A 25,944-nucleotide genomic window follows, 5' to 3' on the forward strand; every position below is an offset into this window, starting at 1 on the left:
CAGACATTAATATTTAATTCATACTAAGGGGGGAATAATTGTGGAAGAACTAAGAATAGAAAGTAAACTCCAGCAGGCTTTTAATGAAATGATGCCCTACATGCAGGATTTTTTTGAAGATGAAATCGCCTTTACCATGTCTTCAACTGAACATTTTATAAAGGTAGTAAATAGTAAAAATATTAATATGAATGCTAAACCTGGAGACCCTTTAAGACCAGGTGGAGCAGCTTATGAATGCATTAAAGCCAAAAAGACACTATCTCTTATAGTGCCAAAGGAAGTATTTGGAGTAGAAATCAAGGCCACCGGAATTCCGGTAAAAGATGAAAAGGGAGTTATAATTGGAAGTATAGTTCTAGTTAAAAGTTTAAAAAGACATTATGAGATTCTAAAGCTGTCTAAAATCTTGTCAGAAGCTATTGAAGATATTTCAAAAGTTTCTAGTTTGATATCTTCTGGAATAGAGGCTGCTGTCCAAGCAAATGATACGGTGCTATATGAAGTTGAAGAAGCTGCTCATAATGCAAAAAACACAGATGAAGTTCTTAGCTTTGTAAAAAATATTGCCTCGCAAACAAATCTCCTAGGCCTCAATGCTGCCATAGAAGCCTCTAGAGCTGGAGAACAGGGAAAAGGTTTTTCTGTGGTAGCCAAGGAAATACGAAAGCTATCCAGTTCAAGCAACAAATCCATTAATGAAATTAATAGTACACTAACAAAAATCGAAAAATCCGTAAATAATATTTCTCATAGCATAACTTCAACTACAGATACCTTTAAAGAACAGCTTTCTCAAATTCAGCAAATGGATGCTGCAATACATAATTTAAATTCTATGGCTGCTAAGCTAATGGATCTAACTGAATAAGATCTACAATATTATGCTAAGTCCCATATTAATTTCTTTAAAAGTATTGTTAATTACCTTTCAATGCTGCACTAAGTACTTTAGTGCAGCACAAGCTGTGTTCTTTTCTTATCTCTTATTCTAAAAATAGTAAGTGTCATTCCTAAAATACATAAGGCAGCTGCTGAAAGATATACAAATTTCATAGCATGAATAAACACATCCGGTCTTCCTGGCACAAAGTTTATAATCTTATACCCCACTTCCCAACTCATTCTGTTATAAAGTAATGCTACAGAAAAAGCTATTCCAAACACCATGCCCATATTTCTTACCAGTGCATTAATACTTCCTACAATGCCAAGTTTACTGCGGTGGACCAAAGACATTACTATAGAATTATTTGGTGACTGAAATATACCATTTCCCAGGCCTAAAATTGCTATTCTGCTTGCTATCTGCAGATAAGTTGCTTCGGTGTTTAAAAATCCTATTAAAATAAGACCTATAGTGGTAATGGTAAGACCTATGAAAGTTAAAACTTCGCTTCCTATACGGTCAGACAAATACCCACTTATTGGAGCTGCTATACCTGCGCATATAGGAAAAACCATCATAAGTACACCAGCTCTTCCCGGAGATATCTTCATAACGTATTGTAAATAGAAAGGATGTATTATGTTATTGCAAAATATAACCATAAAAGATATAAAGGCACAAATTATACTTACATTAAAAAGTTTATTGTTAAATATAGAAAAATCCAGCATAGGATTATCTTGTTTTTTCTCTACAGTGTAAAAAGCTATAAAACAAATTGCTGCCAGTGTAAAACTGGTTATGATATATCTATTTGTCCAACCTATCTTTTCACCACTAAGCATTGCCCAAAATAAAGCTACTATAGCTACTATAAACAGTACAGCACCTTTAAAATCAAATTGATTTGTATTTTCTTTTAAGTTTTCCTTAGGAAGTATTTTTTTCCCTAGTACAAAGGCTATTATGCCGATTGGCACATTTATCAGAAAAATAGATTCCCAATTTATAGCCTGAACCATAATTCCTCCTAAAGGTGGTCCCATCATCGTTCCTATTGCTACAGTAGTACCAGATAACCCTAGAGCCCTGCCTCTTTCCTTTGCCGGAAAGGTTGCTGCAATAATCCCTTGGTTAGAAGACATAGTCATAGCAGCTCCAATTGCTTGAATAATTCTGGAAAATATTAAAAATTCAATAGTTGTTGAAATTCCGCATAAAAGTGAGCCTATAGAAAATACAACAAATCCATACTGAAAAACTCTTGTTTTTCCAATTATATCCGCTATCCTTCCAAAAATTAAAACCAACGCAGAAATTACTATTAGGTAGCTGGTTACTACCCATTGTATTGTGTTAATCCCAACACTTAACTTTTCAGCCATATCTGGAAGAGCTACATTTACAATACTGCTATCTAAAGTTGCCATAAAGGGTCCTAGTAAAACCACTGATAATATTCTCCATCTATTTTGATAAATCTCATGACTCATATGTATTCTTCCTCCCGTCTATAAAAAACTTTATAACTTATTATAACAAATATAAAAAGAGGATAACAAATTACTTCAAAGCTAGTTGTAATTTTGCCTTTTGTTCAATTAGTTTTAACATTAATTATTGAAGGTATCCTTTTCATTAAATAAAATATAAAACCTTTCATCTAATGGTACTAGAAATTGGTCTTGTATTGTAGCAATAAGCGTAAGGTTAACGTATAATAATAGATATAAAGGAAAATACTTGATTATTCTTTATATCTATCTTAGATAAATTTGAAGTCATTATATTATTTAAAACTTATAAATAAGGAGAAAAGTATGACTGTTTGTGCTTTAATTGGTAATCCTAATGTAGGTCAGGAGACTTTTTTCAACAAAATAGCAGAGTTGCAGCAAAAGTCTGAAGAAGATGGAAATTCCAAGATCCAAAAACAAGAAGGGTATATAGACAAAAATACTAAAATAGTAGCTTTCCCTGGAATTTATTCTTTAAACACAAATTCAAAAACAGAAGAGATATTTAACAATTATATAGCGAAAAATAAGGTTGATTTAATAATAAATGTTGTTAATGCTGCTAGTATAGAGAGAAACCTTTACCTAACACTACAGCTTACAGAACTTAACATACCAATGGTGCTAATTTTAACTATGTTAGATAAAGCATCTAAAAATGGCATTCATATAGACAGCGGCATGTTGTCTAATGCACTTGGTATACCAGTTATTATTGCAGATAAATCAGACAAAGATACGATAGCTCATATACATAAATATATTAAGAGCAATGAATTTATTTTCCCTAAAACCTTAACTAAAGACTTACACACTGAAAAAGATACCTATAAATATATTGAGCAACTGCTAAGTTCCTGTGTAAAACTTGATAAACATAAAATTGAAAAGCCCACGGAAATTATAGATAGAATTGTTTTAAATAAGTACCTTGCTTATCCCCTTTTTATAGGTATTATTTATTTAATTTTTAAGATAGTATTTTCATGGGTTGGTACTCCACTTTCAGATATTCTAAGGAGTTTACTTTTCGATTATACTATACCTTTGCTCAATAAGCTTTTGTATTATCAAAGTCCATGGTTTAAGTCTCTTTTAATAGATGGAATACTATCTGGTATTAGTTCTGTGTTAGTGTTTCTTCCTGTTATACTGACTCTTTTTTCTCTGCTTTCCTTTCTAGAGGACAGTGGATATATGAGCAGAGCTGCTTTTTTAATGGATAGGATAATGTACATGGGAGGAGTATCTGGAAAGTCGTTCATACCAATGATATTAGGCTTTGGTTGTTCCGTACCTGCTTTAATGGCAGCTAAAAATATAGAAGATAAAAGAGAGCGCAATATTACCGCCCTACTTATACCTTTAATGTCCTGTAATGCGAAACTTCCTGTGTACATGCTTTTTGCTACTATATTTTTTCAGGGCAAAGAAATTATACTTCTTGCATTTATGTATTCTACTGGCGTAATTTTAGCTTTTCTTTTGAGTTTAATATTGAAACTTCTAGTTAAGGAAAAAGATTATGAACCCTATATTGATGAATTGCCGGAATATACAATGCCTGATTCAAAATTACTTTTTATACATACCTGGGAAAAAGGAAAGGGATTCCTAAAAAAGATTGGTACTATTATCTTTTCTATGTCCATTATAACCTGGGTATTGTCTAATTTTAATTTACATGGTATGGTAAATATCAACGAAAGTTTCCTGGCTTTTATTGGGAAACTAATATCTCCTGTTTTTATTCCCCTAGGTTTTGGAAATTGGCAAAACTCTGTATCATTGTTAACTGGTCTAATGGGAAAGGAAGTTATTGCAGGTACCTTAGGTGTTTTATACGGTGGTAATCTTTCCATAACTATTACTGAATATTTTAGTCCGATGTCCGCTTTAAGCTTTGTAATCTTTATCCTTTTATATACTCCCTGTGCCTCAACAATAATTACTATGAAGAAGGAATTTGGCACTAAAATGACTTTAATCTCAATACTTTATCAGTTTGCCGCCGCTTGGGTAGTTTCATTTTTATTTTATAATATAGGAATGAGGTATTTTTATGGGTCTTAAAGAACTTGGGGAAGTTGCTGTTGCCGGTGCTGTAGTTTTTTATGCCTTCTACACAATATATAAAATTATAAAAAATCGTAATGACAACTGCAGTGGATGTGGCAGCTGCTCCAGGATGTGTCCTCAATATCATCGCAGAAAAGAAACTAACGATAAAACTGATACAAAAAAAACTGACTAAGGCGGTAGTTTTTCTACCGCCTTAGTAACTTCTTCTACTTACTCTAGCCATACTTCAAATAAATACTCTTTCTTTCCTAAATAAAAACTATCTCCAGACTTTAATTCTTTTTCTGATTGGGAATCTATTCTCTCTCCTGAACCTAAGAATGTGCCGCTAGTTGAAGAGCAGTCTCCTAGAACGAAAACCTGCTTTTCAGAATTGTAAGCTATAATGCAGTGCTTTCTACCGATTTCGATACAGTCCGGTGGAAATACTAAGTTACAAAGCCTAGGATCTCTTCCTATAACAATAGAACCCTCTCCAAATTCTTTAACAGCACCTTCAATTGGACCAGATATAACATATAATTTTGCTTTAATGTTTTCATCTGTGCTCTGTTTCTGCAATTGAGGCTTATTTATTAAATCTTCATTTGCCCCAGTAGAACTGCTAGCAATATTTTCTGATTCTTGATTTGTTTCAAATTCCTTGTTAGCTATATTCTCTTCCTTCACAGCTTCTTTCTTTCTGAAAAAACCAAAGTAAACTAATGCTGCTATACATAATACTGCCAATCCATCTGTAGCAAAAGCGATACTTTTATACTTTGACCATAATATCTTGCTCTGTGAACTCTTTTGTTGACATTCCGATATAAACTTTTTAATTTCTGAGTGATTTGAATTAAGTCTCTGTACTGCCTCAAATTTTGTTAAAGCGTCCTTATAATACCCTGCCCAGTACAGCTGAAGGCCTTCCTTATAAAGTTTATTTATGTCTCCTTCCTCATTCTTAGCTCCGGCCTGATTTACGAATTCCTTTACAGTATTTACTGGCACTACAAAATTGAATCCTTGAGTCTCCTTTGAGTTATTTTCACTCCTAAAGGTTAGAAGTCCTACCACATTTCCATCATCATTTATCACTGGACCACCACTGTTTCCATGGGTAGCTGCTGCATTTATTTGAAGTACTGGTGCTCCCTGAGCAGACTTCTTATCCGTAGCTGAAACTTTTCCATCTGTTATAGAAACTACAAGTATAGATTCTTTTGATAAGAGCTGAGAATCTGCTGCTGCAGGATAACCAAATACCCATACATTGCTTTGAAGCTGAACCTTTTCCGAATCTCCAAGCAATATGGATGGAAGATTTGTTTTTTCGATTTTTATAACAGCAACATCTTTTCCCTCGCCAACTGGTGCTCCATAACTTTTTATTTCTCCATCTAAAAAGTCTCCTCCACCTGGAAGAATAACCTTTATTACCTTCTCCAAAGCTTCTGCTTTTAAGTGACTTTCTAGATAAGTAGCTAAGGCCTCTGGTTTAAAGTTGACTCCATACTTAGAGCTAAAAAGTTGTGAAATCTCTACACTCATCTGAGCTATTTCTCTTTTTATTATCTGAGTATTATCCAGTTTAGCTACTTCTACTACATGTGCATTTGTAATTATATACCCATTTGGATTTATAATTGTACCAGAACCTGCGCCAAGGTCTAAGGTTTTGTAATCATAGGCCTTTAAGTATTCCATAATTGCAGAATCTAAATAGTAAAAGTAGTAATCATAATCAGGAGTATACTTCCATTGAATAAGTGCACCACTAACAATACGAACAACTGCCGGTTTGCTATACTCTGCTATCTGCTGAGCCTTAGATATTCTTGAAATATCCGGTTTTTTACTAACAAGCATTAGGGAAGCTCCTATATACACAACAAAAACAATAATAATGGAAATAGATAAAATTTTTTTCCTTTTCATAGATTCACTCCTCTAATTAATAATATGTAAGCTATTTAGAAGTTCCTCTACAAATCAAGGTTAACTTTTATCAAATAAAAATTGCTACTCAATTTATTATACTTACTTTTATTAGTTTTGTTACAATTATTTAACATAAAATTAATACTTTTCTTATAACAGATTCTTAAATTTATAATTCTTTATTGCAATGCCATATATTTTGATTGTATTATATATCTGTATGTAAAATAATTTCTTATTTTCGGAGGACGTATATGTTTAAAAATCATAATTGGCTGCCCTATATATCAGCTACAACTACATCTTTAATATTCGGTTTAAGCTTTCTTTTTTCTAAAAAGGCATTAAATGTGGCATCTCCTTTTAGCCTGCTATCTTTTAGGTTTCTAGCGGCTTTTTCAGTAATGACTATTCTTGTGCTGCTTAAGGTTGTGAAAGTTGATTACAGAAATAAACCTGTGAAAAACTTGTTTTTTCTCGCACTAATGCAGCCAGTAATTTATTTTATATTTGAGACCTATGGTATTAAATTCTCATCCTCCTCTTTAGCTGGAGTTATGATAGCCCTTATACCTGTAATTGTTACAATAATGGCATCTTACTTTCTTAAAGAGAGAGCTTCCAAAGCTCAGTTTGCATTTATATCTATATCCGTTGCAGGTGTTGGTTTCATTGCCTTTATGAACAGTACTGATTCTGGCAGTACAAGTATTTTGGGAATAGTTCTACTTATAATTACTGTAATATCAGCTGCTGCCTTTAATATAATGTCAAGAAAACTTTCTTCAAGCTTTACACCTATGGAAATAACCTATTTTATGATGGGTTTAGGTGCTATAGTCTTTAATGGAGTATTGATTATTAATCATGCTATTTATGGTACTCTTCTAGATTACTTTAAGCCTCTGCATAATAAGGATTTCATTATTTCTATTACTTATTTAGGGATTCTGTCCTCTGTTATAGCTTTCTTACTAGTTAACTTTACACTGTCAAAGATAGAGGCATCAAAATCTGCTGTTTTCTCAAATCTTTCTACAATAGTATCTATAGTAGCGGGAGTTGTAATATTACATGAGCAATTTAAATATTATCATCTTCTAGGGTCCATTATGATATTAGTTGGAGTTTGGGGAACTACTTACTTTGGAATAAAAGCTAAAGCCATAAATGACCTTATAAAAGTTAAGGAAATTGAAGAAATTAAAATAACCTAAAAGAAGCTTGACTAGTCAAGCTTCTTTAAATTAAATACAGATTTAACTTCTCCTACCTGAACCTTTATATTGTTTAAATTCTTTCCCTTTCTAAACCTATCTAAGGCATTAAGTTCACTGTCTTCTAATATTTTCAGCTCCTCTAAGCACTTCATTACTGCAGGCCAAACTGCCCTATAGCTTCCATCTTCAATTTTTAAAGCTATACCTAAATCCATTCCTTTTACTCCGATGCAGTAAACCCCTTCAGCTCCAAGCTTTCCTATAAGCTTACCATGGGAATTTTTTATAAGCTCTGTGCAAAATCCATCAGTACCTGCTATCATCTCAGGCCAGTCATTCATAGCCTTAAATATTCTCCTACAAGCAATCTTGTATTTATCTGATAAACCATCAGGGTTGGCTATCTTAGCAAAGCCTAATGCCATATTATACAATGGAATTCCATAGACAGGAACTGTACAACCATCTGTGCCAATTGAAATCTTTTCTTCTTCAATTTCGCAAATTTCTGAGGTTATCTTCTTAAGTTCTTTCTGCACTGGATGTGTTTCTAGGTTGTAATCATTTACACTATAACCTTTAAGTAGTGACACTGCAAGCATTCCTGCGTGCTTTCCTGAACAATCTGTATTAGTTGGATTAAGTTTAGCATGATTCCACAATAATTCCTTTGTATATTCGGTACTTAATGATAAAGTAGCTCCACAGAGTAAATTACATATAGGTAATCCAATTTTCTTCATTATTCCTTCTATAACTTTTCTGTGAAAATCTTCCCCATAATGGGATGCACACATTATGGCTAATTCTTTATCATTTAAATTGAACTTATCTGCTGCACCACTTATGATTACATTTAGAGTTTGAATTGGTTTTGCTGCTGATCGCATATAAGTAACCTTATACGGGTCACCAGTTGAATACAATAGCTTTCCTTTGCTATCAACTACAGCTATGTCTCCTCTATGAATACTTTCTACTAAAGGTCCTCTAGTTACATTCACAAGAATTTCTGACATATTATCACTCCTCTAATTATAGTTTTAGAAGCAAAATTTTATTTGGAAGTAGCTTACTGAAATTACTCTAGCTTGAAATTCTCTTCTTACTATCATACTATTAAATACTATCTATTTTTGATTATTATTCTTTCAAGTTTCTGCTATTCCTTCAATCTCCAAAATATTTTTCATATTAACAGTTTTTATTCCTTTTTCATATAATAGAATATAAAACTTAATAGGTTTTGTTAACAAATTATTAAAGGGAATTGGGGGGTGTTTATCATACATTCTATATCTGTGAAGGGAAAGGAAATTAAATTTTTAAGCACCTACAACGTATTTCTTAACTACTGTGAAGAGAGGCATTTTTCAGCAGAGAAAATAGCAGACCTAAATAAACTTATTGTGAAAATCTATAATATGCCCAGTAAAACTATAATATTTGAAACGGATTATGGGTTTACTGAAGAACTAGTACTTTATGATAATCACATTTTTGCCTTTATATCCAGCAATAGCTGTAAAGTTCTTTTTAATTACTTACCATCAAAGAATTTATTTTTGTATAATAGTTTTCCTAATTTAACTCAATATCAAATAGAAAAAATTCATAGTATTAAAGCAGAATCTCTGGCAGGAAACATTAAAATAACCCTTTACAATGGTTATAGTTTAAATTACAAAGTAATTTATGATTATGAAACTTTTCTATACTACTGTACAGTTAATGAACTAGATGCAGAACATAGCTATTCAAAAAGACTTATTTTTAATGACTTTCTTCAGAGTTTAACTGTATCTAGTATTAACTACTTTTCTGTAGATCCAAACTTTGGTCTTACTGCAAAATCGCAAAACTCTCCTCATATCTTTAACTATGTATACTTTGACAATCTGATGATAATAACAAATTATAAGAAAGCCTAAGAATAAAAAATCACTGCATAATAATTGCAGTGATTTAAGTTTTTTAGTAATTAAAAATAATTCATGCTGCTTTTCTTAAGTTCTTTAATACTATGCAAAACCTTATAGTCATATATACCAATAGCCTTGGAAATCTTATTTATCTCTACTTCACACTGCTGTAAATTGCAACTATGAACCATTGTAAAAAAATTATATCTCCATCTTTCCCCTGTAGTTCTTTCATAACAGTGGGTGATTTCATTAAAGGTGCTTGCTATCTTTCCAACTTCATCCACTCTCTCTTCTGGTACTTTCCATACAACCATGGCGTTGCCTTTATATCCAGCCTCTCTATGGTATAAAACTGCTCCAACCCTGCGTAGAATTCCCTTTTGATGTAGTTGTTGTAAGTTATCCAGCAGCTCTTCTTCAGTAATTTTCAGTTCCATAGCAATAGCTTTATATGGCTCTGGCGAAAGTGGCATATCCTTAGATAAACTATTAATAATTTTTTTTTGCACTTCATTTACCATAGCTATACCTCCGAAAGCTTAAAAGAAGCTTTTACCTTAAAACGCCTCACTGCTGGAAGATCAATCATATCTAAAACCTCACCTTCTTTTTTAATAGCAGTCATGATTTCCTCTATCCTTTCTCTTGATGGCGCTATAATGGTAAACCACATATTATAAGTATGGTCTCTTATATAATTGTGTGTGATTTCATCGTAACTATTTACAACCTTTGATACATACTCTACCTTATTCTTCGGTACACTAATGGCACAAAGTGTGCTACAATACCCTAATTTCTTAGAGTCAAAGACCCCACCCATTCTTCTTATATATCCTTTATTTTTTAGACTTTCCAGCCTATATATAACTTCTCTTTCCTCAATTTTTAATTTCTCCGCTAGGGCCAAAAAGGGTCTACTTACCATTGGTAATCCATTTTGTGTAATATCTAATAATTTTTTATCAATTTCATCCATTTTTGCACCTCCTTAGAACACCTAATACTGGATGAACTATTTTACATATTAAAGATTTTTGAAATAGCTATAGTTTTCATGAATATATACACAGAGTATCTTCTGACATATAGTCTCCATCGTTGTTATATGCAGCTCTTGCCCTGCATCCCCCACAGATATTCTTATATTTACATCTACCGCAGCTTCCTTTATAATCTAAAGTCCTCAAATCCTTAAAAATTTTGCTTTCCTTCCATATTGTACTAAAGTCAGTTTCTTTTACATTGCCTGCTACTTCCTTTAAATAAGCGCAAGGCTGAACATCTCCCCTTGGACCTACGATGCAATAGCTTAAGCCTGCAAGACAGCCTCTACTAAATCTAAGTTTTATCCCCATGTTTTCTGCAATCCTAATAAATTGAGGCGCACAGGTTGGCTTCAACTCAATATCTATCTCTTTTTGTTTTTTCATGATATCTGAAAGCAGTCTTTCGTAATCATCTAGATTTACAGCTTCCTTTTCAATATTTTCTCCTCTACCTGTTGGTACTAAAAAAAAGGTATGGTGGGCTATTGCCCCCATTGCACTAGCAAAATCAGTAATGTGCAGTACCTCATCTTTATTCCAATCCATCACTGTAGTATGAATTTGAAAGGGTAGTCCTATATCCCTACAATTTTTCATTCCGTATAATGTATCTCTCCAAGCACCGCTGTAGTTTCTGAATCTATCATGTTTATTTGCATTCAAGCTATCCAAACTTATCCCTACAGCCTTAATTCCTGATTCTTTTAATTTTAATGCTGTACTAGGGGAAATAAGTGTGCCATTGCTTCCTAATACTGGACGAAGTTCTAAGTTGGAGGCATAACTTATTAGCTGGAAGATATCCTCCCTCATCAAAGGCTCCCCTCCTGAAAAAATCATTATTTTAAAGCCCGCCTTAACAATTTCCTCTATTAGTGCTTTTCCCTCTTCAGTAGTAAGCTCTAAGCTGTCTTCCTTACCAGCATCCCTATAACAGTGCTCACAATACATATTGCACTTATTAGTGGTATTCCATGATATAATCATATATTACTCCTTTCAACTCTCTATTTCTTTATCTGTTAAATAACAAGCGGGATCAGATTCCCAGAAGTCTCCAGTAACAGCTTCTGCTCTTGATCTAAAGTTACCATTGCATAAGCTAAGCCATCTGCAGTGGCTACAACGTCCTTTCAACAATGGTTTTCTATCCCTAAGTCCCTGAAGAATTGGATGAGAGCTTTTTTTCCATATTTCACTAAAGCTTTTTCCTCTTATGTTGCCAAAGTTATAATGAGAGGTAAATTGATCTGGGTGAACATTTCCTCTAAAATCTACATTTCCAAAAGCCATGCCAGAGCGATTTCCTCCATTTATCTTTATAAGATTTAACACCCTATTAGCTAGGCTTGGATATCTTTTTTGTGCCTGCAAATAGATGTAAACTGCATCTGCATGATTATCTACTGTTAGTATTTCAGTCTTTTCTCCAAACTCTAAAGTCTTTCTTATTATTAAATCCATAACTTCTCTAGATTCCTCGTGGCTAATATCTTCTTTTATCATTTCGTTTCCTCTTCCAGAATAAACTAAGTGATAAAAACATACTCTTGGTATATTTTCCTCTTTTATTAGTCTAAAAATGTCCTCTAGTTGATTAAAGTTATGCCGGTTTATAGTAAATCTCAGTCCAGCCTTTTGTCCACTTTCTAGGCAATTCCTTATTCCTAGCAAAGCTTTATCAAAGGCTCCCTTAGTTCTTCTAAATTTATCATGACTACTTCCTACTCCATCTAAACTTACTCCAATATAACCAACATTAAATCTTTTTAAAGAAAGACAGACTTCTTTGCTTAAAAGAGTTCCATTAGTGGAAATAGTACTTCGGATATTATATTTACTGCTATGCTCTAATAAATTAAAGATATCATTTCTCATAAGAGGTTCTCCTCCAGAGAAAAGTATAACTGGCACTTTAAATTTTGCTAGATCCTCTATAAAATCTTTTCCTTCCTGTAAGGTCAATTCTCCTTCATATTTCATATTTTTTGAATCTGCATAGCAGTGTATACAATTTAAGTTGCAAGTTCTTGTGCAATTCCAAACTACTACCGGACCTTTACCTTCACTTACACCATACTTTTGCTCTGCAGCTCCCTTAATATACCGTAAACTATCTCCATAATTTTCAGTTCCACACAATAATTTGCTAACACTAATCATTTTTTATCTCCTTGAACTTATATTTACATTAGTATTATCTTATTATAGATAAGCTTTTTAAATTCCTAAGAAAGATAACTTTCATTAAATGATTATGTGAAAATACATTTTAATCCATATTGCCTAACACTTGACAAAGGGCTGTTTTATAAAATAAACTAATAAATAATAATTGTTTGTGAAAAGAGGTAATATAATGAGCATAGAAAGTGTAAGAAACTACTTTATTGAAAGAACTCATCAGGACCCTGTTTTTGAACTAGATGATGTCAGTGCAACTGTGGATCAGGCAGCAAGTGCAATAGGAGTAGAGCCTAAATTAATTGCTAAAACGTTGGCTTTCCGATTAAAGGAAAAGGATATACTTATTGTAGTTCGTGGAGATGCTAAAATTAATAATAAGAAATATAAAGAAACATTTAATACTAAGGCCAAAATGTTAGACCTTAGTGAGGTAGAGGAAATCACCGGTCACCCCGTAGGCGGAGTATGTCCCTTTGGTTTGAAAAATCCCTTGGACATTTATTTAGATATATCCCTCCAGAACTTCGAATATGTTTACCCTGCTGCTGGTGCCATAAATGCAGCACTTAAAATTACTCCCTTAGATATGCAAAATATTACTGGTGCTCAATGGGTAGATGTATGTCAGTAATAAATGCATAAAATCTATATAAGACAATTTTTCTCAACTATCAGTTAAAAAACTATAATGTTGTATACACATATTATGATAAGTTATAATAAACCTTGACTTAAATAAAGTCTACTTAAATAACGGAAAGGTGATAAAATGCTAATAAATAATTTACTAAAAGGCAGTAATGTACGACTAACTTCTTTAAAGGAAAGTGACTTAACTATTTTTGAGTCATGGTATAACGATATTAACTTTTTAAGACTTTATGATATGATTCCAGCAATTCCTAAGTGTGAAAGTGAACTTAATGAAATGTTAAAGGAAATAAAAAATTCAAATGATAGATATATCTTTGCAATAAGGACTATTGAGGAGGATAAATTTGTAGGCGTAACTGGTTTTGAAAATATACTATGGAACAACAGTACTGCAGTAATATATATAGGTATAGGCGATAATACCTATAGAGGTAAGGGAATAGGAAAGGAAGCCCTGGCACTTACAATGGAATTTGGTTTTCAAGAATTAAATTTACACAGAATTGGCCTTAATGTATTATCCTATAATAAACCAGCATTGAAATTATATGAAAATCTAGGATTTAAGAAAGAAGGGACTTACAGAGAATTTATACATAGAGACGGAAAAAGACATGATATGTATTTATACAGCATTTTAAGACCAGAATGGGAAGAAATTAATATATAAAACCTTTTCATGTCCTTATTTCTTAGTTTTACTTACTATACTTATGTATATTGATGTTTGCAAAATATACTCTAAGTATTAATATATATAGTAGTATCTTTTTTATACCATAAAACATAAAAGTGCATACTTCACTAATATATACACATAGTTATATAATTAAAGAGTAATATAAGCAAATTTTGTAAATAAAAAGACAGGGAGTGTATTTATGCTAACATTGAATACTATTGGTGTCTGTGACAGAATAGAATATAATGAACTACAAGAAGAAGAGAATCATGAAGAACTCTGCTTTAGTCCCCTTACTATTGATGATAAATGGATTTTTGATAGATATTTAAACGAATATAATTTTAATACCTGCGAATATTCCTTTGCTAATCTTCTTATTTGGAGAAAAGGCTGTGATATAACATATACAATTTATAACGGAGTATTAATTATTAAAAAGAAAGATTTCAAAGGAAACTATCATTTTATGCAGCCTATGGGATACAATAATGAAAATCTTAAAAAAGTAATTGAACTGTTGAAAGAGTACAGATTAAAAAACAAGATGAAATATCTCTTTAAAGATGTCGAGAAATCATTTTTAAAGGAATTAAAAGATATTTATGGTGATGAAATAGAAGTGGAAGATGATATAGATAATTTTGACTATATATATGATAGTTCAAAATTAGCAACTTTATCCGGTAAAAAACTACACAGTAAGAAAAATCACTATAATTATTTTACTAAAACCTATGATTATTCTGTTAAAGACCTTTCTGAAGAATCTGTAAGAGAAGATTGCATAAAGGCTGCAGAAATCTGGCATGAGGAAAAATATAATGGTGATGAGTATTTATCCTATGAACTAAAAGGTATAAAAGAACTGATAAAAAATATGGATGTCCTTAATCTAAAGGGAATTGCTATTTATGTAGATGATGTCATATCTGCCTTTACAATAGGAGAATCTGTAAACAAAGACATGGCTATAATTCATATAGAGAAAGGACGATCTGATATAAGGGGAATTTATTCTTTTATAAATAAGACCTTTGTAGAAAAGTATTTTACTGATGTGAAATTTATTAATAGAGAGCAGGACTTAGGTATAGAGGGATTAAGAAAGGCAAAAAAATCCTATTATCCTATTAGATTAGAAGAAAAATATTGTGTGAATTTATCCGATGACTACCTGCTCTAAACTTCCAACTTATTCTTAGTTTAACTTTATAGATAACGTTAGAGCTTATAAAAATAACTTGCTTAAACTTTATTTTTATAAGCTCCATTTTTTAACATGAAAAATATTAAATAAAGTATACTGATTTTATATCTTTACATATCTAATGTCATATAGACTTGATCATATAAATCAATACGCAGTACTTTGTTTCTAAGCAGTTCTCCTCTTCCAAGCAATATTTTTAATACTTCGCTTACTTCTATGGATGCAACTAATGCTGGAGTAAAAGATGGATTTCCAAGTTCTTTCTCGATGCCCTTCTCCACCTTTCTAGGATAAATTTTCTCTAAGGTTTTTTCTCCAGGAAATATAGTTGAGACTTGTCCATACCAACCAGCAATTGCACCATGTACCATTGGCTTATTTAGCTTTCCTGCAGCATCTTTTATCAAAAATCTAGTCTTAATATTATCCACTGCATCTATTATTACATCCTGATCTGAAAATACACTTAATATATTTTCTTCTGTTATTCTATCGGTTATGGTCTGTACCTCTATCTCAGGATTTACTAGTTTCATTCTTTCTTTTGCTTCCATTGCTTTCCTTTTCCCCAAATTGTTACAATTTGATAAAAGTTGTCTGTTTAGATTACTTTCATCAAATACATCTCCATCTACTGCAGTTATGCGGCCAATTCCTAATCTGCCTAACATTTCAATTATGTATCCTCCTAGTCCTCCACAACCTATAACGCAGACCTTAAAACTTTTTAGTTTAGAGTTTTCCTCCTTAGAAAGCATTTTCATATTTCTTTCATATCTACTCATATTGTCAACCCCCTTAAACAAACATTGTTAGGTAAATTATACCATAAAGTACTTTTAAACATATATTTATTTTGCAATGTTCTTTATAAATATATTCATATGTTTATATTAACTACCTATATATCCAAAATATTAAATAGGCTATACTATTTTTTGTATTTTTGTGGTAAAATCTTAATATTATACAGTAAAGGAGTTGTGTATACTTTGAAAAAGATATTAAGTTTAATTGCAGCATCTATTCTAGTAATTAGCATTTCAAATACAGTAAGTGCAAAAAACCTCTACAATATTAAAAGAATTTTTGGACAGGATAGATACAAAACCTCAGTTAATATATCAACTAATTTTGGTAATAGCTTACATAATGCCGTTATTCTAGCCAGTGGAAAAGACTTTCCTGACGCACTTTCTGGTAGTTTACTTTCAAAAAAATTCAATGGCCCTATATTACTTTTAGGAAACACAGTAGCAGAAAGCTATGATTCCACAGAATACATAAAAAGTCATTTAAATAAAAATGGAACTATTTATTTATTAGGCGAACAAGCATCCATAAGTGATGAATTTATCGGTCATTTTAAAAATCTTGGATATAGTAATGTAGTGCGGTTAGGTGGAGTAAATAGATTTGAAACAAATAAAATTATAGTTAATTTTATAGATGTTAAAAAGGGAACCCCTGTTGTCATTGCAAATGGATATGGCTTTGCCGATGCTATTAGTATATCCAGTGTTGCAGCCTCAAAGCAGTACCCAATATTGATGACAGATTCCGACCACCTGCCAGATGGAGCAAAGGATATTATCTCCAATTTACAACCTGAGCAGATTTACTTGATAGGTGGACAAGGTTCTATTAAAGACTCAGTAGTAGATGAACTAAAAAAACTTGTGCCGACCTTAAATGATAGTGAATTAGTAAGAATCTCTGGTAATGATAGATATGACACTTCACTAAGTATATCTAATTACTTTAATTTAGAAACTGATACTGCAATAATTGCAAATGGCTCAAATTTTCCTGATGCATTATCTGGTAGTGCTTTAGCTGCAAAATTAAATGCACCGATTATTCTCACAGATGGTCAGAATATATCCAATCAAAAAAGCTTTATAGAAAGTAAAAATTATAAAAACTTAATCCTATTAGGAGGGTTAGCTTCTATTGACTTATCCGTTGAATATGTCTTAAAAGGAGCGGATAACATTAAAGAAGCTGAGAAAAAATACTTAAATAGTTTGTCCCAGTATTGTGAAAGTTTTATAAAGAAATGTACAACTACCTCTAATTATATAGATGAAACTTTTGCAAAGGTCAACTCTGTAAAAAGTATTTCAGAACTAACTACTGCTTCAGAAATATCTGACTCCCTTAGCAGCCTTACACAAATATATGGAGATGGCAAGACTATACTTGAAAAGTATAAGGAAGATCTAATTGTTCTTAAAACTGAGGTTTCTAACCTAAAGCCTCCTAGTACTTTAGAAATCCTTAAAACTAGCTATATAAATGGCATAGAAGAAGAACTAAAAGCTGTAGAGAAGCTAATAAGTTATTTTAATTCATACATAGACTTATTCTCTTCACTTAAGGATGGTTTCAGCAACTCAGATTCAGCTAAAATAAACCAGAAAATTAATGAGTTAGATATGATAAACAAGACTATCTCAGGTGATCTTAAGAACTCACAAAAGGGTGAACTTGCTATTAAAGGCTTAAATCAAAGCCTATTGAAAATCAAAGAACTGATAAAGTAATTTCTCTAGCTGGGAAAATTTTATCCCCCTAATAGATATATAAGTTATTGTAAATATCTATTAAGGGGATTTTCCTAATTAAAAAAATTTCACCTTTTATTTATCTAGTATTAGATCTTCTAAAGCTCTCTTCGGAACATGATGAACTCCATCTTCATCCCTATAGTATTTTATGTCTCCCGATTGACTAAGAGGCTCTAATTTAACAACTTCCTTTGGCTTTCCTAAAGCTATAACCATAATTATTGAGTATTCCTCTCCTAATTGCAGCTCTTCAGCTAAGGTTTTTCTATCTACATTTCCAAACATACAACCACCAAAGCCTTTTTCTACAGCACCAAGAAGAATACTTTGTGCAGCTAATCCAGAATCCCAAAGACTATTTTTGCTTAAGGTTAAATCTTGAAGCATCACTATGTATGCTGATGGTTTCTCTCCTTCTGTTGGACCATCCCAATCTTTTAAATAGCCTGCCCATTTAAGAGTATTAAATATCTTCTCATTTTTATCTTCACTGTTAGATAATACATATTTTAAGGATTGCATATTCATCCCAGAAGAAGTTACTCTAGCTAAGTCTATAAGCTCTTTTAAAGTATTCATAGTTATTTTTTCATTCTGGTAAAAGGTTCTGTAGGTTCTGTTCTTTAAAACTAGATCTCTAATCATTTTTCACACCCCATACTTCTAATATTTTCTTAATTATATCATAGACTGCTTATTATAAGTTATCAATATACACTTTTAAGTATTCTAGTATACTTTTGGTTACCTTTTATTTTTTATTATGTTTATATAATAAAAAAAGGTAGGTACCTTTAATAGAATACCTACCTTACCTATTCACATATAACTAAATAAAAAAACATCTAGCAAATCGCTAGATGTTTTGGCGGAAAGAGTGGGATTCGAACCCACGGTACGGTCACCCGTACGCCGGTTTTCAAGACCGGTGCCTTAAACCAACTCGACCATCTTTCCATGTCCCTTCGACATTAGTTATTATATCAGCATTTTTAAAATAGGTCAATACTTTTTAAGAATAAAATAGTAAATTTTTAAGTATTTTTTCATTTAACCCTTCTTAAAAACATATCTTACCAGTAATACTACTATAGCTACAATTAATAAATAACGATTTTAGAATTGGTTCTTCATAATTTCTTTATATCTGAAAACTATAATTAAATCATAAAAACAATAAGGATATTGTTGAGAGGAGAATTATGATGAAGATATTTAAATGCCTTTTTAGTAAAAAGTTTAAAAAAGAATATTCAAAACAACTGGTATATAAACTTAATGATATAGATGAGCAAATTGAAAAAATATATACAAAACTCAAATTAGATAAACCAAAAAAAGCTTCCTAAAGATTATATTACTAATCCCCTCTTAATTAATATAATTAATACAATCAATTAAAAATAAAGAAGACTTATTAAAATAATAAAATAAGACAAGGTCCAGAACTATGCTTAACCTTGCCTTATTTTTGCTACTTTAACTTTAATTTAGCTAAAGCTTCTGCTAGTGCAGAATTCATTGGAGCTTCACTTTCCTGCTTCATCTTCTTCATATACTTTGCTACGTCTTTTTTATCTACTTTACCACTATTTTTTTCAAATCTCTTCTTAAAGGATGAGAGTTTTTCTCTAAAGCTACAGTTAGTACAAACATAAATCTGTCCTTCTCCCTGCCCTCTTAATTCAAGTTTCTTATGACACTCTGGACATCTTACATTAGTAAGTCTAGCAAGGTTTTCTCTGTGTCCACATTCTCTGTCCTGGCATACAAGCATTCTTCCATTTTTACCATTAACCTCAAGCATGTATTTTCCACAATTAGGACATTTTTGTCCACTTAGATTATCGTGTTTAAATTTATCAGTACTTTCTTTTACATCCTCTACAAGCTTTGTAGCATAACCTCTCATATTGTTTACGAAGGTATTTCCCTTTAATCTCCCTTTACTAATTAAGTCTAACTCTCTTTCCCACTTAGCAGTTAATAGAGGCGATTTTAAATCTGATGGAACTAGCTCTATAAGCTGTTTTCCCTTTGAAGTAGGAACTATTTCTTTGCCCCTTTTTTCTATATAAAAAGAATTAAATAGCTTTTCTATTATATCTGCTCTTGTTGCAACAGTACCAAGTCCCCCTGTTTCTCCTAGGGTTTTGGAAGCTTCTTTGTCTAGTTGAACGTATTTTTGAGGATTTTCCATTGCAGATAGCAGCGTTGCTTCATTAAATCTTGCCGGTGGCTTTGTTTGAGATTTATTTATGCTTACCTTTGTAAAGGATATACTATCTCCCTTTTTAACCATAGGCAGAAGTTGCTCTTTTACCTCATTGTCATTTACATCATCACTGCTATCAAGGTCATTTTCCCTATCATAGACAGCTTTCCATCCCTTTGATTTAACTATCTTTCCTTTAGCTATAAAAGTCTCTCCGTTTACTTCTGCTTTAACAGTAGTTTGTAAATATTCAAAAGGAGGAAGCATAACGCTTAAAAATCTCTTAACTACCAAATCATAAATATTTTTTTCCTCACTGCTTAAATAAGCTAGTATAACCTTCTGTTCTGTTGGAATAATTGCATGGTGATCTGAAATCTTACTATCATCTACAAATCCCTTATGAGCTTTAATCTTACTTTTTAATATTTCATTAGTAAATTTAGCATAGTTTCCTACGGATACAGCCTTTAATCTATCCGGTAATGTAGCTACAATATCACTGGAAATATATCTTGAATCTGTTCTTGGGTAGGTTAAAATCTTATAATTCTCATACAATCTCTGCATTATAGAAAGAGTTTGTTTTGCAGAATAGCCAAATATTCTATTGGCATCCCTTTGAAGTTCTGTTAAATCATATAGATTAGGAGCATGTTTTTTCTTATCACTTTCAGTTATCTCTACAATCTCACCACTCTTACCAGTAACCTTTACAGAAATCTCCTTTGCCTTACTCTCATCAAAGGTTCTTATATTCCCACTTTTATCCTGCCATTGAAGAGAGAATCCTTTAGCAGTTCCTATAACATTAAAGTAATCCTTTGGCTTAAACTTCTTTATTTCCTCTTCTCTCTCAACTATCATAGCAACAGTTGGAGTCTGTACTCTTCCAGCAGAAAGTTGAGCATTATATTTACAGGTTAACGCTCTTGTAACATTTAATCCTACAATCCAATCAGCCTCTGATCTACACACAGCAGATTGATATAGATTCTCGTATTCCCTTCCAGGTTTTAAGTTTCTAAAACCATCTAGAATTGCCTTGTCTGTTTGAGAAGAAATCCATAAACGTTTTATAGGTTTTTTGAAACCTACCTTCTCTATAATCCAACGAGCTACAAGCTCCCCTTCTCTTCCAGCATCTGTTGCTATAACTAATTCATCTATATCGTTTCTGTTCATAACCTTCTTAACATCATTAAAATGCTTTGCGGTTTTACCTATCACAGTAAGTTTCATTCTATTTGGAAGCATAGGAAGTGTGTCCATGCTCCATTTTTTATACTTTTCATCGTATGCTTCTGGGTCTGCCAGTGTAATTAAATGGCCTAAAGCCCACGTTACGACATATTTACTTCCCTCTATATATCCATTTCCTTTTGTATTACATTTTAAAACCTTTGCTAAGTCTCTACCTACAGAAGGTTTTTCTGCTAAAACTAATGTTTTTCCCATATTTAATATATCCTTTCACTTTTTAATTAGCCTTTAATAATTCTAACAGTTAATAGAAAAAAAGACCATACTAAATTTTAATAGTATGGTTTGTTGCAATCCAATATGCCATTATTACCCAGGACATACTAAATTTAGTTTCACTTTTTTCCTATAATACTAAGGCAGAAAGCAGCTTTCCTACAGCATTATCTACAGCTTTTTGCACCTCTATCACGAAACCTATCTATGCTAAACCAGAGAACAATGCACCGATTAGATACGCAGCGCCGGCAGCAAGACCTCCTACAATAAGCATTTCTAGGCCTGACCTAATCCAATTCTTGCCTGTAATCTTTACTTTTAATGCTCCTAAAATAAATAAAGTAAGGGCTGTTAAAATGCAAGAAAGAAAAAACATATTTCCTTCGCTGTTAATAGAAGGAATAAATTTAGAAAAAACATAAGCAATTAGTGGTATTAATCCAAATATTCCGAAGGAAAAAAAGGTAACTAAAGCATTTTTAACTGGAGACTCATTTTCTTCAATTATTCCAAGTTCCTCAACCATCATAATATCTATCCAAGCTTCTTTATTTTTCGAAAATATCTCTGTTACAATTTTGGCATCTTCCTCAGCTATTCCCTTCTCTATATACAACTCCATTAATTCTTGCTTTTCTCCCTCAGGATAGTGCTCAACTTCCCAGGCCTCTCTCTTTCTTTCTGCCTCTTTGTATTCAGTTTCCGCCTTAGTACTTAGATAGTCTCCTATAGCCATAGATAAGCCATCTCCTACAAGATTTGCAAACCCTAAGATTAATACTACACTAGGTGAAAGAGCTGCCCCAGCTACCCCTGCCACTACAGCAAAGGTAGTGATAATTCCATCTAAACCTCCATATATTAAGCTTTTTATATACTGACCTTGTTCCTGATTATGATTCTCCTGTGCCTTTAAAGATGTTTTCTTGTGTGCCTCTATTGTGGCTTCAATATTTTTTTCTTTATAAGCTTCCCTTGCCTCCTCTAAATTTCTTGATACCATAACTTAGTCCTCCTTTTAGAGTGATTATTAAAAACAACTTAGATTTTATATAATCTAACAGAATAAATATATGCTCTAAATATTGAAATATAAGCATTATTGCTTTAAAATAAATTGGAAGTTAAATGAATATATAACTTTAATGACATTGGATTACAAGAAGCAACATTGTTAGGAGGATTTTTATGTATCAAATTACAGTTAAATACCCAGTTAGCAAGGTAGACATTGCTATTGAAAAGCTTTATCTCTTTGACATATATAATGTTTTTTATGAAGCCCCTATTGAGGTAACTACTACGGAATATGGATATGGTTACTATGAGAAAAATAATGAAATTATAGATCTTAAAATAGTAGTAGAAACGGATAATGAAGAAGAAGTGAATAGACAGTTGAATATCATAAAGGAAAGCTTAGAAGTATCTGAAGTAACAGTTACAAAAATTGATATACCTAGCTTTGAAACTTCCTTTGAGCCTATAGATTTGAATAATGATTGGATCATTGCTGCTCCAGATTATGATGCAAAAGACAAAAGCAAAATTAATTTCATACCTCAGGGAGCCTTTGGCACCGGCCTTCACGAAACTACTCAGGATTGTCTGAGATTTATACTTGAAGAAGACTTTAATGATAAAACTGTCCTTGATATAGGTGCTGGCTCTGGAATTCTTTCCTTAGCTGCTTCTATTAAAGGTGCCAAAAATGTTACAGCCCTAGATATCAGAGATGTTAAAGATGAAGTGGAGTATAATGCTTCTCTTAATGGTTTAAATAATATCCAAGTGGTTGTAGGTGATGCACTTAATGGCGAAATAACTTTAGATAAAGACTTTGATTGTATTTTCATTAATATCGGAGGAGAAGAACTTCAAGGTTTTATGGATTTTATAAACTCTCACCTTAAGGAAAAAGGCAAGTTACTAATATCTGGTCTTGTAGAATGGAGCTTTTATAAGGTCATTGATGAAGTTATCTCCTATGGATACAAGGTTAAGGATAAGAAACAAAGTAATGAATGGTGCACTGCACTTTTAGATAAAGAATAGTTAAGGATATGTATAAATCATTTATTTAGCAGTATGTTCTTTAAATTTTTGAAAAATTAAATAATTATAGACAAACTTTCTCTAAATCAATAATATAAATATATGAGGAAAATTAATATATAAATGCTTCTCAGAAAGGGAGATATAAATGATTACAAATTATATGGAGATTGTTGTTGACAATCTATTGCCATCAATTCTAGAGGGTTTTGAAGATGTTTGCAGGTGTGAGAGATGCTTAGATGATATAAGGGCAATTGCTTTGAATAACTTAAAGCCTCTGTATGTTGTCTCAGACAAGGGAATTCTTTATACAAAAGTTAATGAATTAAAAATGCAATTTAATACAGACGTTATACAGGAACTTGTTAAATCAATACAAATTGTTTCAAAAAATCCTAGACATACTGATTAAGTATTTACAAAGCACTTAGCTACTATAAACTGTAGCTAAGTGCTTTGTTACTATTATAGTTACAGAATACTTTAAGTTCTAATAAATTCTATCAGCCCTTTAACAGTATGATTAATAGTCTCTAATCACTATAGGCTAGTCATAATATTTTCATGTATCACGGTTTATAATATCTTAAATATAAAAAATAAGAAGCCCAAGAAAATTTCTTTAGAAAAAATCTTCTTAAGCTCTGATAACAATTTTTTATTTTTTAGAATATAATACTTGTAGAATTGTTCTCTATTACCTTTTCAAAATACTACCTAGTCCCCTATACTTAAACCAAAGCTTGGCAACTATTATTAGTAAAATCAGGTGTGATCCTGGAGCTAAATTGAACATATGACAATACTCACAGCAGCCAAAATACTTATATCTGCAATACTTACATCCCTTTCTGTGTCCCATAGAATCCCTCCTTATCATCTTAAGCTGAAAAGTTTCTTTAATATTATAATACTTTGCTTAGGTAGGAAATGTGATTAAATTTAGAACCCTTGGAAAAAAAACCTTGCACCTTACCTAGCGTCATGTGTTAAAATGTTTTATGTAGAGGTGATCTAATGTCTGAAAATAAAGAAGTACTGTATACTATAGGAGATTTTGCTGATAAGGCTGGAGTTACCCTTCGAACACTAAGGTACTATAACAAAATAGGTTTACTAAACCCCAGTTCCTATAATGAGTTAGGACACAGGTTATATAGCAAAAAAGATTTTGGTAGACTTCAAAAGATTTTGACGCTAAAGTTTATAGGTCTTTCATTAGATGATATAGCTAATATTATGAAATATGACTTAAGTGATAATGACTTTAAAAAGTCTCTTGAAATTCAAAAATCAATAATGGAGGAAAAAATCCATCATATTCAAATGGTAATAAAGGCCATTGATGAAGCTGTACATATGTTAGATAATGACCATCTGTTAAACTGGGATAAGTTTATAAATATAATAAATGTAATAAATATAGGTAAAAAATGGTCTGAACAATATGAAAATGCTTCAAACTTAAAAGCTAGAATAAGGATTCATGAACTTTTTAGTACAAATACACAGGGATGGATGAATTGGTTTTTTGAACAAATAGATATTCCTGATAATGCCTCTATACTTGAACTAGGTTGTGGCGACGGAACCTTATGGAAGAAGAATTTTAGAAGAATTCCTGCGGATTCTAAGATTACTCTAACTGATTTTTCCCAAGGGATGATTAGAGATGCTCAAAAAAACTTAGGCACTAAATCAAAAAGATTCAACTTTGAACAGGTAGACGTTCAAAGTATTCCCTTTGAAAGTTGCAGCTTTGATATAGTAATTGCTAATCATATGTTGTATCATGTTTTAGATAAGGAAAAGGCCTTTTCAGAAATTAGAAGGGTCCTAAAACCTAATGGATGTTTTTATGCCTCTACTATTGGTAAGAACCATATGAAAGAAATGCGAGATATAATTACAAAACTTAACTGTGAAAATATAACCTCAGAGAGTTGGAGTGAAACAGAAAGTTTCCAACTAGAAAATGGTTTTACACAGGTTTCAAAATGGTTTAAAGAGGTCAAACTAAAGAGATATAATGATAGTTTAAAGGTTAAAACCCCAATGCCTCTTATAGATTATATATTTTCTATGCCTGGTAATACGGGAGAGGTTTATGACGAAAAAAAACTACAACAACTTGTTATTTTTTTAGAAAAGGAAATAAATAGATCTGGAGAAATTTATATAACTAAAGACACAGGTTTTTTCCAAGGAAAAAAATAATCTTGGTATCTTCCAAGAAAAGATTAAAACTCACAGGTAATTTAACATACTGTAGATAGAT

Annotated in this window: 25 protein-coding genes and 1 tRNA gene; 13 read left to right on the top strand and 13 right to left on the bottom strand. The window is 31.9% G+C overall.

Annotation, left to right across the window (positions count from 1 at the left end):
- Positions 1-187 precede the first annotated feature (187 nt).
- Positions 188-871 carry a methyl-accepting chemotaxis protein gene (locus P8V03_RS09430; RefSeq protein WP_428978972.1) on the top strand — a complete coding sequence of 228 codons (684 nt, stop codon included), beginning with the start codon at positions 188-190 and terminating at the stop codon, positions 869-871.
- An 80-nt stretch (positions 872-951) separates the two neighbouring features.
- On the opposite strand, the gene P8V03_RS09435 is transcribed toward P8V03_RS09430, so the two are convergent.
- Positions 952-2,382 (bottom strand): MFS transporter, encoded by a 1,431-nt coding sequence (locus tag P8V03_RS09435; protein WP_318797977.1) that lies wholly within the window; start codon positions 2,380-2,382, stop codon positions 952-954.
- A 327-nt stretch (positions 2,383-2,709) separates the two neighbouring features.
- On the opposite strand from P8V03_RS09435, the gene feoB reads away from it, so the two are divergent.
- Both feoB and P8V03_RS09445 read left to right on the top strand, forming a co-directional pair.
- Positions 2,710-4,479 (top strand): ferrous iron transport protein B, encoded by a 1,770-nt coding sequence (gene feoB, locus P8V03_RS09440; RefSeq protein WP_318797978.1) that lies wholly within the window; start codon positions 2,710-2,712, stop codon positions 4,477-4,479.
- Positions 4,469-4,660, top strand: a complete 192-nt coding sequence (locus P8V03_RS09445) for a FeoB-associated Cys-rich membrane protein (protein ID WP_261670086.1) — start codon at positions 4,469-4,471, stop codon at positions 4,658-4,660. The genes feoB and P8V03_RS09445 overlap by 11 nt, the downstream gene beginning before the upstream one ends.
- Before the next feature lie 38 nt (positions 4,661-4,698).
- Here P8V03_RS09445 and P8V03_RS09450 read toward each other — a convergent pair whose 3' ends face one another.
- Positions 4,699-6,408, bottom strand: coding sequence for a trypsin-like peptidase domain-containing protein (locus P8V03_RS09450; RefSeq protein WP_318797979.1), 1,710 nt, complete (start codon positions 6,406-6,408; stop codon positions 4,699-4,701).
- 257 nt (positions 6,409-6,665) lie between these two features.
- Between P8V03_RS09450 and P8V03_RS09455 the strand changes: the two genes are divergently transcribed.
- Complete coding sequence (locus P8V03_RS09455) at positions 6,666-7,628, top strand: DMT family transporter (protein WP_261670084.1); 963 nt, start codon at positions 6,666-6,668, stop codon at positions 7,626-7,628.
- Positions 7,629-7,639: 11 nt separating this feature from the next.
- On the opposite strand, the gene P8V03_RS09460 is transcribed toward P8V03_RS09455, so the two are convergent.
- Positions 7,640-8,650, bottom strand: a complete 1,011-nt coding sequence (locus tag P8V03_RS09460) for an asparaginase (protein ID WP_318797980.1) — start codon at positions 8,648-8,650, stop codon at positions 7,640-7,642.
- Between the two features lie 258 nt (positions 8,651-8,908).
- Here P8V03_RS09460 and P8V03_RS09465 point away from each other — a divergent pair, with 258 nt between their 5' ends.
- A complete protein-coding gene (locus P8V03_RS09465; RefSeq protein ID WP_318797981.1) occupies positions 8,909-9,562 on the top strand; it encodes a hypothetical protein in 654 nt (217 codons plus the stop codon).
- Positions 9,563-9,612: 50 nt separating this feature from the next.
- Here the strand turns inward: P8V03_RS09465 and ahbB are convergent, their stop codons facing one another.
- From ahbB to nirJ1, 4 genes are all read right to left on the bottom strand, one after another.
- Positions 9,613-10,077, bottom strand: coding sequence for a siroheme decarboxylase subunit beta (gene ahbB / locus P8V03_RS09470; protein WP_261670081.1), 465 nt, complete (start codon positions 10,075-10,077; stop codon positions 9,613-9,615).
- Positions 10,078-10,079: 2 nt separating this feature from the next.
- A complete protein-coding gene (ahbA, locus tag P8V03_RS09475) occupies positions 10,080-10,535 on the bottom strand; it encodes a siroheme decarboxylase subunit alpha (protein ID WP_261670080.1) in 456 nt (151 codons plus the stop codon).
- Between the two features lie 76 nt (positions 10,536-10,611).
- Positions 10,612-11,592 carry a putative heme d1 biosynthesis radical SAM protein NirJ2 gene (gene nirJ2 / locus P8V03_RS09480; protein WP_318797982.1) on the bottom strand — a complete coding sequence of 327 codons (981 nt, stop codon included), beginning with the start codon at positions 11,590-11,592 and terminating at the stop codon, positions 10,612-10,614.
- 12 nt (positions 11,593-11,604) lie between these two features.
- Positions 11,605-12,768, bottom strand: coding sequence for a putative heme d1 biosynthesis radical SAM protein NirJ1 (gene nirJ1, locus P8V03_RS09485; protein WP_318797983.1), 1,164 nt, complete (start codon positions 12,766-12,768; stop codon positions 11,605-11,607).
- Between the two features lie 196 nt (positions 12,769-12,964).
- On the opposite strand from nirJ1, the gene P8V03_RS09490 reads away from it, so the two are divergent.
- From P8V03_RS09490 to P8V03_RS09500, 3 genes are all read left to right on the top strand, one after another.
- Positions 12,965-13,423 carry a YbaK/EbsC family protein gene (locus P8V03_RS09490; protein WP_318797984.1) on the top strand — a complete coding sequence of 153 codons (459 nt, stop codon included), beginning with the start codon at positions 12,965-12,967 and terminating at the stop codon, positions 13,421-13,423.
- 138 nt (positions 13,424-13,561) lie between these two features.
- Positions 13,562-14,116 (top strand): GNAT family N-acetyltransferase, encoded by a 555-nt coding sequence (locus P8V03_RS09495; RefSeq protein ID WP_318797985.1) that lies wholly within the window; start codon positions 13,562-13,564, stop codon positions 14,114-14,116.
- Between the two features lie 211 nt (positions 14,117-14,327).
- Complete coding sequence (locus tag P8V03_RS09500; RefSeq protein WP_318797986.1) at positions 14,328-15,314, top strand: DUF2156 domain-containing protein; 987 nt, start codon at positions 14,328-14,330, stop codon at positions 15,312-15,314.
- Positions 15,315-15,448: 134 nt separating this feature from the next.
- Here P8V03_RS09500 and P8V03_RS09505 read toward each other — a convergent pair whose 3' ends face one another.
- The gene (locus P8V03_RS09505) at positions 15,449-16,126 is read right to left on the bottom strand and encodes a HesA/MoeB/ThiF family protein (RefSeq protein ID WP_318797987.1); all 678 of its coding nucleotides are present in this window, start codon (positions 16,124-16,126) and stop codon (positions 15,449-15,451) included.
- Positions 16,127-16,333: 207 nt separating this feature from the next.
- Between P8V03_RS09505 and P8V03_RS09510 the strand changes: the two genes are divergently transcribed.
- Entirely contained in the window at positions 16,334-17,887 is a 1,554-nt protein-coding gene (locus P8V03_RS09510; protein WP_428978971.1) for a cell wall-binding repeat-containing protein, read from the top strand.
- Between the two features lie 96 nt (positions 17,888-17,983).
- Here the strand turns inward: P8V03_RS09510 and P8V03_RS09515 are convergent, their stop codons facing one another.
- Positions 17,984-18,556 carry a nitroreductase family protein gene (locus tag P8V03_RS09515; RefSeq protein WP_261670072.1) on the bottom strand — a complete coding sequence of 191 codons (573 nt, stop codon included), beginning with the start codon at positions 18,554-18,556 and terminating at the stop codon, positions 17,984-17,986.
- A gap of 221 nt (positions 18,557-18,777) precedes the next feature.
- Positions 18,778-18,868, bottom strand: a tRNA-Ser gene (locus P8V03_RS09520).
- Positions 18,869-19,116: 248 nt separating this feature from the next.
- Here P8V03_RS09520 and P8V03_RS09525 point away from each other — a divergent pair.
- Complete coding sequence (locus P8V03_RS09525; protein ID WP_318797989.1) at positions 19,117-19,260, top strand: hypothetical protein; 144 nt, start codon at positions 19,117-19,119, stop codon at positions 19,258-19,260.
- A 125-nt stretch (positions 19,261-19,385) separates the two neighbouring features.
- On the opposite strand, the gene P8V03_RS09530 is transcribed toward P8V03_RS09525, so the two are convergent.
- Positions 19,386-21,584, bottom strand: a complete 2,199-nt coding sequence (locus P8V03_RS09530; RefSeq protein WP_318797990.1) for a DNA topoisomerase III — start codon at positions 21,582-21,584, stop codon at positions 19,386-19,388.
- Between the two features lie 226 nt (positions 21,585-21,810).
- Positions 21,811-22,611, bottom strand: coding sequence for a VIT1/CCC1 transporter family protein (locus tag P8V03_RS09535; RefSeq protein ID WP_261670069.1), 801 nt, complete (start codon positions 22,609-22,611; stop codon positions 21,811-21,813).
- Between the two features lie 185 nt (positions 22,612-22,796).
- Here P8V03_RS09535 and P8V03_RS09540 point away from each other — a divergent pair, with 185 nt between their 5' ends.
- Together P8V03_RS09540 and P8V03_RS09545 are read left to right on the top strand one after the other, a co-directional pair.
- The gene (locus P8V03_RS09540) at positions 22,797-23,663 is read left to right on the top strand and encodes a 50S ribosomal protein L11 methyltransferase (protein ID WP_318797991.1); all 867 of its coding nucleotides are present in this window, start codon (positions 22,797-22,799) and stop codon (positions 23,661-23,663) included.
- A 148-nt stretch (positions 23,664-23,811) separates the two neighbouring features.
- The gene (locus P8V03_RS09545; RefSeq protein WP_261670067.1) at positions 23,812-24,078 is read left to right on the top strand and encodes a late competence development ComFB family protein; all 267 of its coding nucleotides are present in this window, start codon (positions 23,812-23,814) and stop codon (positions 24,076-24,078) included.
- Between the two features lie 285 nt (positions 24,079-24,363).
- On the opposite strand, the gene P8V03_RS09550 is transcribed toward P8V03_RS09545, so the two are convergent.
- Positions 24,364-24,528, bottom strand: a complete 165-nt coding sequence (locus P8V03_RS09550) for a hypothetical protein (protein ID WP_261670066.1) — start codon at positions 24,526-24,528, stop codon at positions 24,364-24,366.
- A 155-nt stretch (positions 24,529-24,683) separates the two neighbouring features.
- On the opposite strand from P8V03_RS09550, the gene P8V03_RS09555 reads away from it, so the two are divergent.
- Positions 24,684-25,883, top strand: a complete 1,200-nt coding sequence (locus tag P8V03_RS09555; protein WP_318797992.1) for a MerR family transcriptional regulator — start codon at positions 24,684-24,686, stop codon at positions 25,881-25,883.
- The last annotated feature ends 61 nt before the right edge of the window (positions 25,884-25,944 follow it).

Origin of the sequence: Clostridium tanneri (genome assembly GCF_033659955.1) — a bacterium.
Taxonomy (GTDB): Bacteria; Bacillota; Clostridia; order Clostridiales; family Clostridiaceae; genus Clostridium_AM; species Clostridium_AM tanneri.

Excerpts from the sequence above, each read along its gene's own strand:
- P8V03_RS09430 (WP_428978972.1), top strand. The coding sequence starts at position 188 with ATGAATGCTAAACCTGGAGACCCTTTAAGACCAGGTGGAGCAGCTTAT.
- P8V03_RS09435 (WP_318797977.1), bottom strand. The coding sequence starts at position 2,382 with ATGAGTCATGAGATTTATCAAAATAGATGGAGAATATTATCAGTGGTT.
- feoB (WP_318797978.1), top strand. The coding sequence starts at position 2,710 with ATGACTGTTTGTGCTTTAATTGGTAATCCTAATGTAGGTCAGGAGACT.
- P8V03_RS09445 (WP_261670086.1), top strand. The coding sequence starts at position 4,469 with ATGGGTCTTAAAGAACTTGGGGAAGTTGCTGTTGCCGGTGCTGTAGTT.
- P8V03_RS09450 (WP_318797979.1), bottom strand. The coding sequence starts at position 6,408 with ATGAAAAGGAAAAAAATTTTATCTATTTCCATTATTATTGTTTTTGTT.
- P8V03_RS09455 (WP_261670084.1), top strand. The coding sequence starts at position 6,666 with ATGTTTAAAAATCATAATTGGCTGCCCTATATATCAGCTACAACTACA.
- P8V03_RS09460 (WP_318797980.1), bottom strand. The coding sequence starts at position 8,650 with ATGTCAGAAATTCTTGTGAATGTAACTAGAGGACCTTTAGTAGAAAGT.
- ahbB (WP_261670081.1), bottom strand. The coding sequence starts at position 10,077 with ATGGTAAATGAAGTGCAAAAAAAAATTATTAATAGTTTATCTAAGGAT.
- ahbA (WP_261670080.1), bottom strand. The coding sequence starts at position 10,535 with ATGGATGAAATTGATAAAAAATTATTAGATATTACACAAAATGGATTA.
- nirJ2 (WP_318797982.1), bottom strand. The coding sequence starts at position 11,592 with ATGATTATATCATGGAATACCACTAATAAGTGCAATATGTATTGTGAG.
- nirJ1 (WP_318797983.1), bottom strand. The coding sequence starts at position 12,768 with ATGATTAGTGTTAGCAAATTATTGTGTGGAACTGAAAATTATGGAGAT.
- P8V03_RS09490 (WP_318797984.1), top strand. The coding sequence starts at position 12,965 with ATGAGCATAGAAAGTGTAAGAAACTACTTTATTGAAAGAACTCATCAG.
- P8V03_RS09495 (WP_318797985.1), top strand. The coding sequence starts at position 13,562 with ATGCTAATAAATAATTTACTAAAAGGCAGTAATGTACGACTAACTTCT.
- P8V03_RS09500 (WP_318797986.1), top strand. The coding sequence starts at position 14,328 with ATGCTAACATTGAATACTATTGGTGTCTGTGACAGAATAGAATATAAT.
- P8V03_RS09505 (WP_318797987.1), bottom strand. The coding sequence starts at position 16,126 with ATGAGTAGATATGAAAGAAATATGAAAATGCTTTCTAAGGAGGAAAAC.
- P8V03_RS09515 (WP_261670072.1), bottom strand. The coding sequence starts at position 18,556 with ATGATTAGAGATCTAGTTTTAAAGAACAGAACCTACAGAACCTTTTAC.
- P8V03_RS09525 (WP_318797989.1), top strand. The coding sequence starts at position 19,117 with ATGAAGATATTTAAATGCCTTTTTAGTAAAAAGTTTAAAAAAGAATAT.
- P8V03_RS09530 (WP_318797990.1), bottom strand. The coding sequence starts at position 21,584 with ATGGGAAAAACATTAGTTTTAGCAGAAAAACCTTCTGTAGGTAGAGAC.
- P8V03_RS09535 (WP_261670069.1), bottom strand. The coding sequence starts at position 22,611 with ATGGTATCAAGAAATTTAGAGGAGGCAAGGGAAGCTTATAAAGAAAAA.
- P8V03_RS09540 (WP_318797991.1), top strand. The coding sequence starts at position 22,797 with ATGTATCAAATTACAGTTAAATACCCAGTTAGCAAGGTAGACATTGCT.
- P8V03_RS09545 (WP_261670067.1), top strand. The coding sequence starts at position 23,812 with ATGATTACAAATTATATGGAGATTGTTGTTGACAATCTATTGCCATCA.
- P8V03_RS09550 (WP_261670066.1), bottom strand. The coding sequence starts at position 24,528 with ATGGGACACAGAAAGGGATGTAAGTATTGCAGATATAAGTATTTTGGC.
- P8V03_RS09555 (WP_318797992.1), top strand. The coding sequence starts at position 24,684 with ATGTCTGAAAATAAAGAAGTACTGTATACTATAGGAGATTTTGCTGAT.